This is a genomic window from Cytobacillus oceanisediminis 2691 (assembly GCF_000294775.2).
Classification (GTDB): domain Bacteria; phylum Bacillota; class Bacilli; order Bacillales; family Cytobacillaceae; genus Cytobacillus; species Cytobacillus pseudoceanisediminis.
The window spans coordinates 5,226,466-5,243,489 of sequence record NZ_CP015506.1; the positions used below are offsets into that span (position 1 = coordinate 5,226,466).

A 17,024-nucleotide genomic window follows, 5' to 3' on the forward strand; every position below is an offset into this window, starting at 1 on the left:
AATTAAAGGCACTGCTGGCAAAATAGTCAGCGGTGCCTTTAACTTGTTCCAATAAGACTATTATTCTACCTCTAGAATTTTTTCATAAAGCTCATACTGTTCTGGCTTAAGGCTATCTTTAATCGCAGGCTGCATTTTTTCACGGAAGGCATCCTGGTCAACATCAACAAACTCCATTCCTTCACTTTCAAGCTCAGACTCTATCTTGGAAATTTCTTCATCATAAAGTTTTTCTCCAAATGCCTGCGCTTCTGCAGCTGCTTCTGTCACAGCTTTTTTCTGTTCATCATTCAAGGCCTCAAACTGCTTGTTGCCAATTAGGATATAAATCCATGAATATACATGCTCTGTACGATTCACATACTTTTGAACTTCATACAACCCGCCGCTCTGTATTAAATCAACCGGATTTTCCTGTCCTTTAATAACTCCTTGCTGGAGGCCAGTAAATACTTCATTGAAGTCCATAACCTGCGGCTTAGCACCTGCGGCTTCCCAGACTTTCAGGAACAATGGAACATTTGGCACACGCATAGAAAAACCCTTTAAATCAGATGGTGACTCAATTGGCTCACTTGAAGTCAAGTTACGTGGAGCACGTGTATGATAATACAAAGGAGTCAAGCCAACTTTTTCAGTGATTTCCTTCTCAATTTCTTCACCGATTTCCCCTTCTACAACCGTTTTTACATGGTCAAGATCACGGAAGGCATACGGTACTGCCATTAAAGCAGCTTTAGGTGCCCAGTTTTGCATGGTTTCACCAGAAATAACCAAGTCAGCTGTACCCGCCTGAATGGCATTGATTGTATCTGTTTCTCCGCCAAGAGAGTTATTCGGGAATATCTGAATTTCAATTTGCCCTTCTGTTTTTTCATTAACCAGATCTGCAAATTCCTCAGCCGTTTTATGCCAAATGTGATTCTCATCTGCCAAGTGGCCAAACTTCCACTTGATTACTTCTCCCTCTTGCTTCTCGCCGCTTGCCCCATTAGAACCGCCCGAACCGCAAGCACTAAGCATCAATGTCGCTGCTAAAACACCAGATAACCACTTCAATTTCATTATGTTTCTCCCCTTTTTCTATAGGTTTAGTTTGTTAAAAACTGATGGACCGTTGAAGCAATTGTTATCCCTTTTTCAAGGTTTCTTTCTTCATTCATTTGTTCAATTTCACCTGGCACAAGAACACTTTTAAAACCCGGAGCTGGAGGGGCCTGACGGATTTCCTCCATCATTTGATCCATATTTTCCAGGAATGCATCTGCATCCGTGAAGAATGCCGGATTAATTGCACAGAAATAATGGCCAAGCTTCCGCTTCTTATCCAGGTCTCCATACATCTTGGCTACATGCGGCCCAAAAGCTGCACCTGCAAGCAAACCCGAGAAGATGTCGACAATCATTGATAGTCCATAGCCCTTAGGCCCGCCAAACGGAGAAAGTGAAACGACTTTGGAAGGATCTGTTACGGTTTCCCCATTCTCGTCTACACCCCATCCTTTTGGAATTTCTTTTCCTTCTTCTTTATATTGAAGGATTTTCCCCAGAGCTACATTCGATGTTGCCATATCCAGGATGAATGGCTTCTGTGTTTTTGCCGGTACACCATAGGCAATCGGATTGGTTCCAAGGAAAGCATCTTTGCCTCCAAATGGCACGACAATTTTATCGGTATGAGTCATCGCAATTCCAATCAGGTTTTCCTCTGTGGCATTTTGAACAAAATAGCTAAGTGCCCCGCAATGGCTGCTGTTAATGGCTGTGACCATTCCCACACCATTTTCCTTTGCCATCTGGATGGCATGATTCATGGCTTCATCTGCAATGACGTGTCCAAATCCGTCATCCCCATCGACTACCCCTGTCACAGGACCAGTTTTATTGAATGAAATCTCGGCAGCGGGATTGATTCCTCCCGCATTTAAACGGTTCACATAATGTTCAGTACGAAGTACACCATGTGAATTAACATTTCTTAAATCCGCATGAACCAGGATTTCCGCAACTTTTTCTGCATGTTCATGCAGCAAGCCAGCATCTGTTAATTTCTGAACTACTAGCTTCTTGGCTTCTTCATGATGAATTGTCACAGTAGACATAATGATCCCCCTACTCCAGGTTGGTATGTTTCTTGACCATTTCTTCGTTCGAATTTCTTTCTGATAAACTATCTATGATTGCTGCATCTAAAATAAGATGTGCAGCCTGATCAAACTGATTCCCCAGAGGCTGAATCGTATCTGGTTCTCCTGAAAGGCGGTATTTTGTTGCCGCAGGAATCTGCATTCCCCCCGTAAAGCATGGCTGGTGAATGGCCTCTTTGTCAGTTGTGATCAGAAATACTTTCGCCCCCGCCTTGAAGGCGTTTTCAGAAAAACTTATGGTCTGTCCTGTTTTGGCTGAGCCAGATAAAACGATTAGTATATCGTTCTCCTGTATGGCCGGTGTTGTCGTTTCTCCCAAAACATAGACTGTTTTTCCGCTATGCATAAGACGCATGGCAATCGCCTTTGCCACTAGGCCTGAACGGCCTTCCCCAGTAAAGAAGAAACGAGCGTCACTCTTTAAAAGTGCTACGAAAGAGTCGTATTCGTTCTTATCGACATGTGTGCATACTGCTCTCATTTCTTTGAGAATTGTAAGAATCGTATCCATTTGTCCACCCCTTATCTTTCAACAATAAGGTCATTATTAATAAATGCGTTTACTTCACTAAGATAAGGAAGACCTTCATTATCTCCTGAGACGGTTGTAACCAGGGCACCTACGCCATTAGCAAATTGAAGCAGTCTTTCCTTGCTGAAGCCGTTCAGCCACCCATAAATGTATCCCGCATCGAATCCATCCCCGGCTCCGACAGTATCAACAGGAGTCACACGGAAGCTTTCTGCCCGTGTCCAATCGCCATTCCGGAATAGCTTTGATCCATTAGCGCCATCCTTTAAGACCAAATCCCTAATGCCATATTCTCTGGCAAAAAGTGCAAGTTCATCTTCTTCTTCCATTCCGCTTATTAGCCTGATCTCTTCTAATCCAGTCAGCAGGATATCAACATGCGGAAGAATTTCTTTATACGCTTTTCTCGCTTCTTCAATCGACCAAAGCTTCAGTCTGATATTTGGATCAAAGGAGATTGGAATCTTTTTTTGTTTTGCGACTTCAATCACTTTTGCGGCAGTTTCGATGTTCTTTGAATCAATAGCAAGGAAAACACCTGTAAGATGGACAAGATCTACATTTTCAAACAGTTCTTCCTGAATCATTTCCGGTGTCAAGGTTAAGATAGGCGAGTTATATCGGTAATAGAATGTCTTGCCTGATCCATCCTCATTAATTTCCTTAAAGTTAAGTGATGTCGGGCAGCCGCTTACAAAATCTACACCCGATACATCTACGCCCTCTCCCCGAGCGAAGTTATATATGACTCTGCCAAACTCATCTTCCCCCAGCCGGCTAATCCACTTGCTGTCTAACCCAAGCCTTGCACATCCAATGGCAAAGTTAAGTTCTGCACCGCCCACCTTGCGTTCAAACTGGGTGACATATCTAAGTGGTCCTTTTACAGCTGGGTTCAGTGTTATCATGGCATCTCCGATTGTTAAAACTTTGAATGGTGATGACATTATTTTTCTCTCCTAACACTCTATAAAGATTCCCGCTCAACTAAAGCAGGAGCATATCTTTTAATCTCATATACTTCCTCAAACTGAGGATTTCTAATTAAATCTAATAAAACTGAAGCGGCATCATTGCCAATTTCAAAAGTCGGCTGTTTGATGGCTGTTATTGGTGTTGCCGAGATTTCCAGGAAATCAGAGTCATCTACTGCAATAACGCTTACATCATCAGGAACCTTCAAATTCTTTTTTCTTAAAAATTTCAAAAGTTCAATGAGTGAAAGGTCGTTTGTAGCAAAAAATGCCTCTGGCGTTTCTTCTTTCAGCCACATTTTTTCTAGTTCAGGGATAATGTCTTTTCTTTCTGCCGCAATAATCCAATCATCCTTTACAGGCAAATCATTTTGTTTCAGCGTTTTCTTGTATCCATTTATCCGTTCGATCCGGGGTGTCACTTTTTGGCTTAAGGACATGGATACCAGCCCTATTTTCCTATGGCCTTTTTGGACAATTTCCTGAACGGCAATCTCAGCTGCTCTCTCGTTATCCAAAAGCAGCGTTGGATAAATTGTTTTTTCAAGCTTTCTATCTACAAAAACAATAGGGAAATTTGAAAGTTTCAGCCGTTTATATTGATCTTCATTTCCGATGGTCGGAAAGATAATCAGTCCATCAACTTGTTTAGCTAAGAGCATATCAATGTATGCACGTTCTTTTTCCGGATTATCGTCTGCGTTACAGACAAACAAATGAAATTCATTTTTTTCGCAAACATCTTCAATGGCCCTGATAATTTCTGTCGAAAACGTATGAAGTATATTGGCAACAATCACTCCAATGGTTGATGACTTCTTTTGCTTCAAACTTTTAGCTACGAAATTAGGGATATATCCCAGCTCGCGAATGGCATCTTCAATTCGTATTTTAGTAGATTCCGCCATATACTCGTAGCGATTATTGATATACTGTGAAACTGTGCTCTTTGATACATTTGCTTTTTGCGCAACATCTAACATCGTTATTTTTTTCATGTTGTACTATCCTCTCGCTAAACCGATTTAGTAAATCGGTTTAGTAAACCGGTTTAGGGAAAGTATAAATGAAAACCTTTTCAAAATCAATACTAAAATTTCTGAATTTTATTTTTAGCAGGAATCATTCAACAACGGTTTGAACAAAAAAAATCCCTCCGCATCCGGAGGGATTTTTCCACATTATAATTTCTCGCTAAATTTCAATGAAGCCCCGACAAATTCACGGAATAATGGCTGAGGGCGAGTTGGTCTTGAGATAAATTCAGGATGGAACTGGGAAGCAACGAACCAAGGGTGATCCTTCACTTCGATGATTTCCACTAAGCGGCCATCCGGGCTTGTACCAGAGAAGACAAAGCCCGCTTTCTCCATATCCTGGCGGTAGTGGTTATTGAACTCATAGCGATGGCGATGACGCTCATATACCACTTCGTCCTGGTATGCCTCAAAGGCTTTTGTCTCTTCATTCAATTTACAAGCTTGTAATCCAAGTCTTAGAGTTCCGCCTAAATCCTCAATATCCTTTTGCTCAGGCAGAAGGTCGATAATTGGATGCGGTGTTTCAGGAGCAATTTCTGCTGAGTGTGCCCCTTCAAGACCCAGTACATTTCTTGCAAATTCAATCGAAGCCAGCTGCATACCAAGACAGATGCCAAGGAATGGCCTTTTGTTCTCACGGGCATATTGAATCGCAAGGATTTTCCCTTCAATGCCACGGTCGCCAAATCCGCCTGGAACCAGAATTCCGTCCGCATCCTGAAGCAGTTCATTGACATTACTGCTGTCCACTTCTTCCGAGTTGATCCATTTGATTTCAATATCAGAATCAAAAGCATAACCCGCATGTTTTAGGGCTTCGACGACTGAAATGTAAGCATCCTGCAATTCAACATATTTACCGACAAGGGCAATCCTGGTTTTTCTGGAAAGGTTCAGAACCTTGTCGACCAGCTGCTTCCACTCGGTCATGTCCGCTTCTCCGCAATCCAGCTTCAAATGCTTGCAGACAATTTCATCAAGCTTCTGATCTTGAAGAGATAGTGGTATAGAATATAATGTATCCGCATCTGTTGCTTCAATAACTGCTTCTTTATCGATATCACAGAATAGCGCAATTTTATCCTTCATATCCTGGGAAATTGGCATTTCTGTACGAAGAACGATGACGTTTGGCTGAATGCCAAGGCTTCTCAGTTCTTTCACACTGTGCTGTGTAGGCTTTGTTTTCATTTCACCTGCTGCCTTGATATAAGGAACCAATGTACAGTGAATGTACATCACATTATCACGGCCGATATCGCTCTTAATCTGGCGGATCGCTTCAAGGAATGGAAGTGACTCAATATCCCCTACTGTTCCACCGATTTCTGTGATGACCACATCAGAATTCGTTTCATGGCCTGCACGGAAAACCTTATCCTTGATTTCATTTGTGATATGCGGAATAACCTGTACCGTTCCGCCGTTATAGTCGCCGCGGCGCTCTTTTCTTAGGACAGTTGAGTAAATTTTACCAGTTGTTACACTGCTGTACTTAGTCAGGTTAATATCAACAAAACGCTCATAGTGACCTAAGTCCAGGTCAGTCTCCGCGCCGTCACCTGTTACAAACACCTCACCATGCTGGTACGGGCTCATTGTTCCCGGATCCACATTTATGTAAGGGTCGAATTTCTGAATCGTAACCGTTAACCCTCTGTTTTTCAATAAGCGGCCAAGTGATGCTGCCGTGATTCCTTTTCCTAGTGACGAAACAACTCCGCCCGTAACAAAAATATACTTAGTCATGAAAAATTCCCCCTTGATATCAGTTTGTGCATAATGATGCCGGTTTAAAGACTTGATGATAAAAATTCTATTGTTCAGCCTCCGATTTTTTCAGCGGAAGCTTATCGCAAAGGGATGGTTTAGCTCTTTTAAAAAGGCACATGGCCTATAAAAAAATAAAAAGCGCCCCTCTTACTTAAGTAAGTAAGGGAGCGCTATTAGCGTCTAAACGAATCGTCCTTTTTTAAGGAGCCCAAAAAGTATTCTACAAGCCCTGAAACGAAATGTCAAGATTATAAATCTTCTTCCTCTTCGTCAGCGTCTAGGTCATCTTCCTCAAGCTCTTCGTCCTCATCGCCAAGGTCGTATTCTTCATCTTTTTCGATTATTTCATCATCGTCCTCGAACTCATCATCATCAAGATCATCGTCATCGTCAAGAAGATCGTCATCATCGTCTTCTGTCAGATCATCATCGTCAAATCCGTCGATATCGTCGTAATCGATATCTTCTTCATCAAGCTCATCATAATCTTCAAGATCGAGATCCTCGTCGTCCTTTTTCTTCGCCTTTTTCTTCTTAGGCTTGATTACGGTAACGATTTCTTCTTCATATTGGTCAACCGGATACCATGAACGAAGGCCCCAGCGGTTATCGCCCAATCCGATAAAATGGCCATCTATATTTAAATCTGTATAGAATTGTGCAATTTTTCCCCTGACTTGTTCCTCTGAAAGGTTCATAAGTTTAGCCACTTCATTCATAATGTCATTAAAGGCCATTGGTTCTTTTTTGCTTGTCAGAAGTTCATAAGCCACTTCGATTAATGACATTTCTTGTAATTCTTCTTTTGAGAACTGTTCCAAACTCAATATCAGCACTTCCTTTCCCTATGTAAACGCTCATTCTGCAGCGCAAATCACAAACTATTAAAGCTGAAGTTCCGCAGCTGTATGAAAATGCGTGCGGACAGCCTCCAAGAAGGCATATTCTTCATTATAAACAAATTTTTACGGTTTATGCCAGTTATATCTGCTGTTCTGCGTATTTTTATGCGATTTATTCTTGATTTTAAATTATCTGCGGGCACTTGCTTTCCGCGGGGAGGAGCAGGGGACTCCCGCAGGACATTGAATAAGCTTCCTCGAATGAATACCGCACGAAGGAAATGCGCCAGCATTTTCGAGGATCAAGTGTCCTCCACTCCAATTAACTCAGCAGAAAAACTCTAATTGTATTAACAAGACAATTAACTTTTTTACATTATCCGTTAAAAAGAAGCTAATTTACCCTCCTCTTTCTCCTCCCCTTTACCGGCCGGTCCCATTTTTTATAGGCGAGCCAGGTGAAGTAGAAGGAGAGCACAAAGAATGCAATGGCTCCCAGCTGTTTTCCATATAAAAAGTAAACTCCTGCAGCAGCTGCAAGTATGGCTGCGTAGAGCAAGATTTTTTTCATTTTTTCACATCCTCAGGGTCCCCGAAGTGCACTGCTATGTATTGATTCCATTATATAGGATATGGATGTATTTTATATTAATTCTATGTTAAATAAAAGTGCAGAAAACAAGGGCCTGCAGCTGCAGGCCCTGTTGATCCATTTGGTTTTACATATTCCGGCGGTACTGTCCACCCACTTCGTATAAAGCACGGGTGATTTGGCCAAGGCTTGCCACTTTGACGGTTTCCATCAGTTCGGCAAAAATGTTGCCGCCGCTGACTGCTGCTTCCTTCAATTGTTTCAGCGCCTCTTCCGATTTGCCTTTGTTGCGGTCCTGGAAGCTGCGCAGATTGCGGATCTGTGTTTCTTTTTCTTCCTTCGTTGCCCGTGCAAGCTCCATGTTATTCATTTCATCCTCTGAAGGAGGATTAGGATTTAAGTACGTGTTAACTCCAATAATTGGAAGCTCACCAGTGTGCTTCTTCATTTCATAATACATGGACTCATCCTGGATTTTGCCGCGCTGGTATTGAGTTTCCATGGCGCCAAGCACGCCGCCGCGGTCATTGATGCGTTCGAACTCTCTCAGCACCTGCTCTTCCACAAGGTCTGTCAATTCATCTACAATAAATGCACCCTGAAGCGGGTTTTCATTTTTCGATAATCCATGCTCTTTAGTAATGATCATCTGGATGGCCATCGCACGGCGGACAGATTCTTCTGTCGGTGTCGTAATGGCTTCATCATAAGCATTAGTATGAAGGGAGTTACAGTTATCCTGAAGCGCCATTAATGCCTGCAGCGTTGTGCGGATATCGTTAAAATCAATTTCCTGTGCATGCAGAGAGCGCCCTGAAGTCTGGATATGGTACTTCAGTTTCTGGCTTCTTTCATTGGCGCCGTACTTATCTCTCATAACCGTTGCCCAGATGCGGCGCGCCACACGGCCCAGCACCGTATACTCCGGATCAAGTCCATTGGAGAAGAAGAATGAAAGGTTTGGTGCAAAATCATTGATGTTCATGCCTCTGCTCAAATAGTACTCGACATAGGTGAAGCCATTTGCCAGTGTAAAGGCAAGCTGAGAAATCGGGTTTGCGCCCGCTTCTGCGATATGGTAACCGGAAATAGAAACAGAGTAATAATTTCGGACTTTATGGTCGATAAAGTACTGCTGGATATCCCCCATCATCCTCAAAGCAAACTCAGTCGAGAAGATACAAGTATTCTGTCCCTGATCTTCCTTTAAAATGTCAGCCTGAACCGTCCCGCGGACAGTCTGCAGTGTTTTCGCCCTAACTTCTGTGAATTCTTCAGGTGTCAGCACGCGGCCAAGCTCCTGCTCTTTTACTTCAATCTGCTGTTCGATGGCCGTATTCATGAACATCGCCAAAATAATCGGTGCCGGCCCATTAATCGTCATCGATACAGATGTAGATGGATGGCACAAATCGAATCCTGCATACAATTTCTTCATATCATCCAGCGTACAGATGCTGACTCCGCTTTCCCCGACTTTTCCGTAAATGTCCGGGCGATAGTCAGGATCTTCCCCGTATAGGGTTACAGAATCAAACGCTGTGCTCAGACGCTTCGCGGCATCATCCTTGGACAGATAATGGAAGCGGCGATTTGTCCGTTCAGGTGTACCTTCTCCGGCAAACTGTCTCTTCGGATCTTCACCCTCGCGTTTAAATGGAAAAACACCAGCTGTATAAGGGAATGAACCCGGCACGTTTTCTCTGTATACCCAGCGGATGATTTCTCCGTAATCCTTATACTTAGGCAGTGCCACTTTTGGAATGGACAGGCCGGATAAGCTTTTTGTTTTTAAAACCGTCACGATTTCTTTATCGCGGATTTTTGTCACAAATTGCTCGCCTGTGTATTTTTCCTTTAGATCATCCCAGCCAGCAAGGATTTTCTTTGTTTCAGCAGACAGCTTTTCTTCTGCTGCTGATTTAATGGCGTCAAGAGAAGCAATAACTTCTTCATTTCCTTCTTGTTCTTTCACAGCAAGCAGAGCCCCTTCGAGCTGGAACAGTTTGCGGGCAAGATCGGCCTGCTCCTCCGCTTTCTTGTGGTAGCCGCGGACTGTTTCAGAAACTTCGCGCAGATAATAGCGCTGTTCATTCGGGATAATCACATTCTGCTTTTCAACTTTTGCGTTTTTTGTAAAACTTGTCTTCCAGTCTGTACCTGCTTTTCCATTAATTGTTTCCACAAGTGCCGCAAACACCGCATTTGTGCCAGGATCATTAAACTGGCTGGCAATGGTTCCGTAGACAGGCATGTCTTCCAGCTCTTTTTCAAAAAGCATCCGGCTGCGCTGGTACTGCTTTTGCACCTGCCGCATGGCATCTTCAGAACCTTTGCGCTCAAATTTATTAATGACGATCAAGTCTGCATAATCGATCATATCAATTTTCTCAAGCTGGGAAGGCGCGCCGAATTCACTTGTCATGACATACATGGAAGCATCACAAATTTCCGTAATGCCGGCATCCCCCTGCCCGATTCCGCTTGTTTCTACAATAATCAGATCAAAGCCGGCTGCTTTGACAACTGATATGGCATCCTGAATCGCAAGCGACAGCTCGCTGCGGGAATTTCTTGTTGCCAGGCTTCGCATGTAGACTCGCGGATTAAAGATGGCGTTCATGCGGATACGGTCGCCAAGAAGCGCACCGCCTGTTTTTTGCTTTGTCGGATCAACAGAAAGGATCGCAACTTTTTTCTCCGGAATTTCATTAATGAAACGGCGGATCAGTTCGTCAGTCAGCGAGCTTTTTCCAGCACCGCCTGTACCCGTAATTCCCACTACAGGTACCTGCTTTTCCAGTGACTTCACTTTCTCCATGACCGGCTCAAGCGATGCTGCCACTTCTTTGCCTACGGTTACCTGATGCTCAGCCAGTGTAATCAGCTTGGCAATGGCATTGGTTTCCCCATCCTGAAGCTTTTCAATCTGCTCGGATGCTTCAGCTGTGAAAGTCGGGAAATCACACTCCTTGATCATTTGATCAATCATCCCCTGGAGGCCGTATTGGCGGCCATCCTCCGGAGAGAAAATCCTCGCGATTCCGTAGTCATGCAATTCTTTGATTTCCTTCGGGATAATGACACCGCCCCCTCCGCCATAAATGCGGATGTGGGATGCGCCCCGCTCCTTCAAAAGGTCATACATATATTTGAAGTACTCTACATGTCCTCCCTGATAAGAGGAAATAGCGATTCCCTGCACATCTTCCTGGATTGCAGCATTTACGACTTCCTCCACAGAACGGTTATGCCCGAGGTGGATGACCTCTGCACCGCTTGCCTGAATGATGCGGCGCATAATATTAATGGAAGCATCATGTCCGTCAAATAGGCTGGAAGCCGTAACGAAGCGAATATGATTTTTCGGCTTATAGACTTCTGGATTGCTCATCGTTCTCCCCCTTGTCCGTAAGCGCAGGCAACTGTGCACTGTTGCCTGCACGCTATTATTAAGCTTTTTCCGAAACTCTTCCCGGATCCTTTATTCCTTGAATAAGGAGATTGGTCTGCAGCTGGATATATTCATCGATGCTGTACATTTTCTGCAGTGACCAGCGGCGGAATGCCCACATTTGCCCCTGGACAAAAATGTTATGGGCAATCATTTTGATTTTTTTCTCCGGCAGGTCCAGTTCCCCGTTCTCGACACAAAGTGTAATGACATGCTCGAACATGCCGACCATTTCAATTTCTTTTTTCAGAACATATGGAAGCGCGTCCTTTGTCAGAGCCTTTACTTCCTGGTACATGACGAGCACTTCATCCTGCATTTCATCGACAACCTTGAAATAATCGGCGATGCCCTGTTTCAGGCTTTCAAGCGTGCCCTGTTTCGTATCAAGACCTTTTTGAAGCCGTTCAGCGACCTGGTCATAAATGCTGTCACAAACCAGATATAGTACGTCTTCCTTCGTACGGATGTATTCATAAAGCGTTCCAATACTAAAACCAGATGCCTTCGCGATCTCTCTAGTTGTTGTACGATGGAACCCTTTTTGGATAAAAAGGGTGACGGCACCTTTAATCATCTGATCACGTCTCTTTTTGACAAGACGCTCATCTTTAACAGAAGCCTGCACTTCCCGTTTTTTCATTGTTTACCTACCGCCTCCCGTGAATCATAATGCCTGTTTATAAATGTGTATTAACTTATGAATTCTGCCCGTTGATTTCCGCTCCAGGATGCTCGCTTTCCGCGGGGCGGGCGGTGAGCATCCTCGACGCTCTGCGTCTGCGGGGTCTCACCTGTCCCGCTACTCCCGCAGGACGTTGAATAAGCTTCCCAGAAAAAACACCGCACGAAGAAAATGCGATAGCATTTTCGAGGATCTCGCACCTTCCGCTGCAATCAACTCATTGCTTAAACTTAGTCAGCAGCTCTAAAGACACAAATTTTACCAAAACGACCCGTTTTAGAACATTTATTTCGTTACCATACGAGAGATTACGAGACGCTGGATTTCCTGTGTGCCTTCGTAGATTTGCGTAATTTTGGCGTCACGCATGAAGCGTTCTACCGGATAATCCTTTGTATATCCGTACCCGCCAAAGATTTGGACGGCATCTGTTGTTACTTTCATAGCCGTATCACCAGCAAGCAGTTTGGACATGGCAGATTCTTTTCCGTATGGAAGCCCTTCTGACTCCAGCCATGCTGCCTGGTACGTTAATAGTCTTGAAGCTTCAATGCTTGTGGCCATGTCTGCCAGCTTAAATCCGATTCCCTGCTGGGCAGCAATAGGCTTGCCAAACTGCTGGCGTTCTTTTGCATATTCAACTGAAGCATCCAGTGCGCCCTGCGCGATCCCGACTGCCTGGGCAGCTATGCCGTTGCGGCCGCCGTCAAGTGTCATCATGGCAATTTTAAAGCCTTCGCCTACGTTTCCTAGAACGTTCTCAACCGGAACCTTGCACTCTTCAAAAATGATTTCAGTTGTAGGTGAGGAACGAATACCCAGTTTCTTTTCCTTCTTGCCGACTGAGAAGCCTTCAAAGCCGGATTCCACGATAAACGCTGTTGTTCCTTTATGTTTGGAAGCTGGATCTGTCAGGGCAAATACAACATAGATATCTGCGATTCCGCCGTTTGTGATGAAAATTTTGCTGCCGTTTAAGACGTAATGATCACCCTCAAGACGTGCCGTTGTTCTCATTCCGCCGGCATCTGATCCGCTGCCTGGCTCAGTAAGGCCATAAGCGCCAATTTTTTCACCCTGGGCCATAGGCTTCAGGTATTTTTGCTTTTGCTCTTCGCTTCCGAATTTGAAAATCGGCCAGCCTGCCAGAGATGTATGTGCTGAAAGAGTTACACCTGTAGAGGCACATACTCTGGAAAGCTCTTCAACTGCGATGCAGTAAGCAAGGTAATCACTGCCGATTCCGCCATACTCTTCAGGCCACGGAATCCCTGTTAAGCCAAGCTCCGCCATTTTGTCGAAAATCTCTCTGTCAAAGCGCTCTTCTTCGTCGCGTTCAGCAGCAGTCGGCGCCACTTCATTCCTGGCAAAATCGCGCACCATTTTTCTGATCATTTCATGCTCTTCACTCAATTGGAAATTCATTGTCTCTCCCTCGCTTTATATGGATTCGTTGATATATGGTGAATTCATTATTGGTCTGTTTCTTTACAGCTGTTTGCTGATGACAATCCGCTGAATTTCGCTTGTGCCTTCATAGATTTCGGTAATTTTGGCATCACGGAAGTAGCGCTCAACCGGGTAGTCTTCCGTGTAGCCGTAGCCGCCGAATACCTGAATGGCTTCTGTTGACACGTCTACTGCTGTTTTGGATGCAAACAGCTTTGCCATTGAGGCTTCCAGACCGCATTTAATGCCGCGCTGGCGCATGTCTGCTGCGCGATAGATTAATAGTTTTGCAGCTTCGACGCTTGTCGCCATGTCTGCAAGCTTGAATCCGACACCTTGCTGAGCAGCGATCGGCTTGCCGAACTGTACACGTTCCTTCGCATAGCTTGCGGCTGCTTCAAAGGCTGCTTCTGCGATTCCAAGCGCCTGCGAAGCAATACCGATCCGTCCGGCGTCCAGATTGGCCATCGCAATCTTGAAGCCTTCTCCTTCATTGCCGAGAAGATTTTCAGAAGGAACACGCATATCCTCAAATGTCAGCTGAAGCGTTCTTGAGCCGTGCAAGCCCATTTTGTGCTCATCCTTCCCAAATACAAGGCCTGGCGTATCTTTCTCTACAATAAAAGCGGAGATGCCTTTGCTGCCAAGCTCCGGATTTGTGGATGCAAATACAATATATACGTCTGCTTCGCCAGCATTCGTGATGAACACTTTTGAACCATTAATGACATAATGGTCTCCATCTTTTACCGCACGGGATTTCAGGCTTCCCGCATCCGAGCCTGCGCTCGGTTCAGTGAGGCAAAAAGCTCCGAGGTACTCGCCTGAAGCAAGCTTCGGAATATATTTCTGCTTTTGCTCTTCCGTACCGAAGTAAAGGATTGGGTTTGTTCCAACCGATGTGTGGACCGATAAAATAACGCCCACTGTCGCACTCACACGGGACAGTTCATGGATGGCGATAATGTAGGAGGTAAAGTCCATTTCGGATCCGCCGTATTTTTCAGGAATCGGTATCCCCATCAGGCCAAGCTCGCCCATTTTGCGGAGAATCTCCCTTGGAAACTCGCCCTGCTCCATTTTTTCCACAAAAGGGGCGATTTCCGTTTGCGCAAAATCACGCACCATTTTCCTCATCATTTCCTGTTCTTCTGTAAATCTCAGGTTCATTTGTATACCCTCCGATGCCGCCTGGCTCTATTCAGCCGGGCTCCTGTGATTATTTTTCGTAAACGTAGAAGCCTCTGCCTGTCTTCTTGCCAAGCCAGCCAGCTTTTACATATTTTCTTAACAGCGGGCATGGACGGTATTTATCATCGCCAAAGCCTTCATGCAGGGTTTCCATAATATACAGGCATGTATCCAGGCCAATGAAATCAGCCAAAGTCAGCGGTCCCATTGGATGGTTCATGCCAAGCTTCATCACTTCATCAATGGCCTCTTTTGTCGCAACCCCTTCATAAAGCGTGAAGATTGCTTCATTAATCATCGGCATCAGGATGCGGTTGGATACGAATCCAGGAAAGTCATTCACTTCTACCGGCACTTTTTTAAGCGTCTTTGTGATGTCTTCAATGGTTTGATACACTTCGTCTGCAGTTGCAAGGCCACGGATGATTTCTACTAGCTTCATCACTGGTACCGGGTTCATAAAATGCATGCCGATGACTTTTTCCGGACGTTTTGTGGCAGCCGCGATTTCTGTGATAGGAAGGGATGATGTATTGCTTGCCAGAATCGCATGTTCTGGAGCGATTTCATCCAGCTGGCTGAAGATCTTTGTTTTAATCTCCATATTTTCAACGGCTGCTTCGATGATGAGCTCAACGTTCTTTGCGTCCTGCAGATCAGTTGAAGCGGTTACATTTTTCAGCACTGTTTCCATGTCTTCCGCTGTCATGCGCTCTTTTTCCACCTGGCGGGAAAGATTCTTTTTAATTACGCCAATGCCGCGTTCAACAAAATCCGGCTTTAGGTCGTTTAAGATGACGCTGTAGCCTGCCTGCGCACAAACCTGCGCGATTCCTGAACCCATTTGTCCAGCACCGATTACCATAATGTTTTTTACGTTCATATTTGTATCCTCCGATCTTGGGCTTTGGCCTGTATTTCTATCGATTCGGCTGGTAAATCCTGCTTTTCGGCCGGTATTTTTATGAAATTGGCCGGTAAATAGCGGATTTTGGCCGGTAAGATGTTCATATAGACCTTCATTGTTCCATGTGGCCGATAAATTGATTATTTTGGCCGTAAAATCCTAATTGCGGCCGATATGATCAGTTGCGTCTTTCGCTTGGCCGGGCTGCACCGCCGTCCTAAAACAGATTACTGCTTCGGAACCTCAATCATCACCGCATCCCCCTGGCCTCCGCCGCTGCAGATGGCCGCAATGCCGATTCCGCCTCCGCGGCGCTTCAGTTCATTCATCAGTGTTAGGATGATTCTCGCTCCGCTCGCGCCGATTGGGTGTCCAAGGGCAACGGCACCGCCGTTAACATTCACTTTCTCTTCATCAAGACCGGCAATTTTTCCGCTTGTTAAAGCAACAGCCGCAAATGCTTCGTTAATTTCAAATAGGTCAATCTCTTCCAGGGTTTTTCCTGTCTTTTTCAATAGAGCATTAATGACAAGTCCAGGGGTTTGCGGGAAATCCTTGGCTTCCACTGCAAGCGCTGTATGGCCAAGAATATAGGCTCCCGGCTTTTTGCCTTCGCGTTCTGCCCGCTCTTCGCTCATCAATACTAAGGCTGCTGCTCCGTCGTTAACGCCAGGCGCATTCCCCGCAGTGATCGTACCATCGGAGTTAAAAACCGACCCCAGCTTAGCCAGCTTTTCTAAGGAAGTATCTTTACGCGGCGATTCATCCTGGGAAACAACGATTGGCTCACCTTTTCGCTGCGGCACTTCCACCGGCACGATTTCCTCTGCCAATCTGCCGGATTCCATTGCTGCAATGGCACGTTCATGGCTTCTTAGTGCCCAGTTGTCCTGCGCTTCACGGCTGATTTCAAACTCTTTAGCTGTCGAGTTTCCGTATGTTCCCATATGGACGCCTGTGAAGCTGCAGCTTAATCCGTCATGAACCATTAAGTCCTTAACCGTTGAATCACCCATGCGCAGCCCCCAGCGCGCTTTCGGCAAAATATAAGGAGCATTGCTCATGGATTCCATGCCCCCGGCCACGATGACTTCCTCGTCACCCGCCCGGATAATCTGATCCCCTAATGTGACGCTACGCATGCCGGAAGCACATACTTTATTGATCGTTTCCGTTTTCACTTCCCATGGCAAGCCTGCTTTTCTTGCAGCCTGACGTGAAGGGATCTGGCCCTGGCCGCCCTGGAGAACGGTTCCGAGAATCACTTCATCTACGTCCTCTGGATTGACGCCGGCGCGGTTCAGCGCTTCTTTTACTGCAAATCCGCCAAGGTCAGAAGCTGAAAAGCTGCTAAGCGCTCCGGCAAATTTTCCAAAAGGTGTTCTTACTCCGCTAAGAATTACGGTTTTCCCCATTAAGAATCGCTCCCTTGTACTAT

14 protein-coding genes are annotated in these 17,024 nt (G+C 45.1%); all 14 read right to left on the minus strand.

The genetic code is table 11. The features are described 5' to 3' along the window. Nucleotides 1-60: 60 nt before the first annotated feature. Nucleotides 61-1,065, minus strand: a complete 1,005-nt coding sequence (locus A361_RS26085; RefSeq protein ID WP_009332295.1) for a TRAP transporter substrate-binding protein — start codon at nt 1,063-1,065, stop codon at nt 61-63. A gap of 26 nt (nt 1,066-1,091) precedes the next feature. Next, entirely contained in the window at nt 1,092-2,102 is a 1,011-nt protein-coding gene (allD, locus tag A361_RS26090) for an ureidoglycolate dehydrogenase (protein ID WP_019380593.1), read from the minus strand. Between the two features lie 10 nt (nt 2,103-2,112). Next, nucleotides 2,113-2,658 carry a 6-phospho-3-hexuloisomerase gene (hxlB, locus tag A361_RS26095; RefSeq protein WP_009332297.1) on the minus strand — a complete coding sequence of 182 codons (546 nt, stop codon included), beginning with the start codon at nt 2,656-2,658 and terminating at the stop codon, nt 2,113-2,115. Between the two features lie 11 nt (nt 2,659-2,669). Further along, a complete protein-coding gene (locus A361_RS26100) occupies nt 2,670-3,626 on the minus strand; it encodes a sugar kinase (RefSeq protein ID WP_009332298.1) in 957 nt (318 codons plus the stop codon). A 20-nt stretch (nt 3,627-3,646) separates the two neighbouring features. Next, on the minus strand, nt 3,647-4,651 hold the full coding sequence (locus tag A361_RS26105; protein WP_019380592.1) for a LacI family DNA-binding transcriptional regulator: 1,005 nt from the start codon (nt 4,649-4,651) through the stop codon (nt 3,647-3,649). Nucleotides 4,652-4,834: 183 nt separating this feature from the next. Then, nucleotides 4,835-6,442 carry a CTP synthase gene (locus A361_RS26110; RefSeq protein ID WP_019380591.1) on the minus strand — a complete coding sequence of 536 codons (1,608 nt, stop codon included), beginning with the start codon at nt 6,440-6,442 and terminating at the stop codon, nt 4,835-4,837. A 272-nt stretch (nt 6,443-6,714) separates the two neighbouring features. Beyond that, nucleotides 6,715-7,293: a DNA-directed RNA polymerase subunit delta gene (gene rpoE, locus A361_RS26115; RefSeq protein WP_019380590.1), complete on the minus strand. Its 579-nt coding sequence runs from the start codon at nt 7,291-7,293 to the stop codon at nt 6,715-6,717. 409 nt (nt 7,294-7,702) lie between these two features. After that, a complete protein-coding gene (locus A361_RS30650) occupies nt 7,703-7,879 on the minus strand; it encodes a hypothetical protein (RefSeq protein ID WP_019380588.1) in 177 nt (58 codons plus the stop codon). Nucleotides 7,880-8,027: 148 nt separating this feature from the next. Continuing rightward, the gene (gene icmF, locus A361_RS26125; RefSeq protein ID WP_019380587.1) at nt 8,028-11,294 is read right to left on the minus strand and encodes a fused isobutyryl-CoA mutase/GTPase IcmF; all 3,267 of its coding nucleotides are present in this window, start codon (nt 11,292-11,294) and stop codon (nt 8,028-8,030) included. 58 nt (nt 11,295-11,352) lie between these two features. Further along, nucleotides 11,353-11,997: a TetR/AcrR family transcriptional regulator gene (locus tag A361_RS26130; protein WP_019380586.1), complete on the minus strand. Its 645-nt coding sequence runs from the start codon at nt 11,995-11,997 to the stop codon at nt 11,353-11,355. A 327-nt stretch (nt 11,998-12,324) separates the two neighbouring features. Continuing rightward, the gene (locus A361_RS26135; protein ID WP_019380585.1) at nt 12,325-13,464 is read right to left on the minus strand and encodes an acyl-CoA dehydrogenase; all 1,140 of its coding nucleotides are present in this window, start codon (nt 13,462-13,464) and stop codon (nt 12,325-12,327) included. Nucleotides 13,465-13,527: 63 nt separating this feature from the next. Next, nucleotides 13,528-14,658: an acyl-CoA dehydrogenase gene (locus A361_RS26140; RefSeq protein ID WP_009332306.1), complete on the minus strand. Its 1,131-nt coding sequence runs from the start codon at nt 14,656-14,658 to the stop codon at nt 13,528-13,530. Nucleotides 14,659-14,707: 49 nt separating this feature from the next. Beyond that, a complete protein-coding gene (locus tag A361_RS26145; protein ID WP_009332307.1) occupies nt 14,708-15,562 on the minus strand; it encodes a 3-hydroxybutyryl-CoA dehydrogenase in 855 nt (284 codons plus the stop codon). 251 nt (nt 15,563-15,813) lie between these two features. Continuing rightward, the gene (locus A361_RS26150) at nt 15,814-17,001 is read right to left on the minus strand and encodes an acetyl-CoA C-acetyltransferase (protein WP_019380583.1); all 1,188 of its coding nucleotides are present in this window, start codon (nt 16,999-17,001) and stop codon (nt 15,814-15,816) included. Nucleotides 17,002-17,024 lie beyond the last annotated feature (23 nt).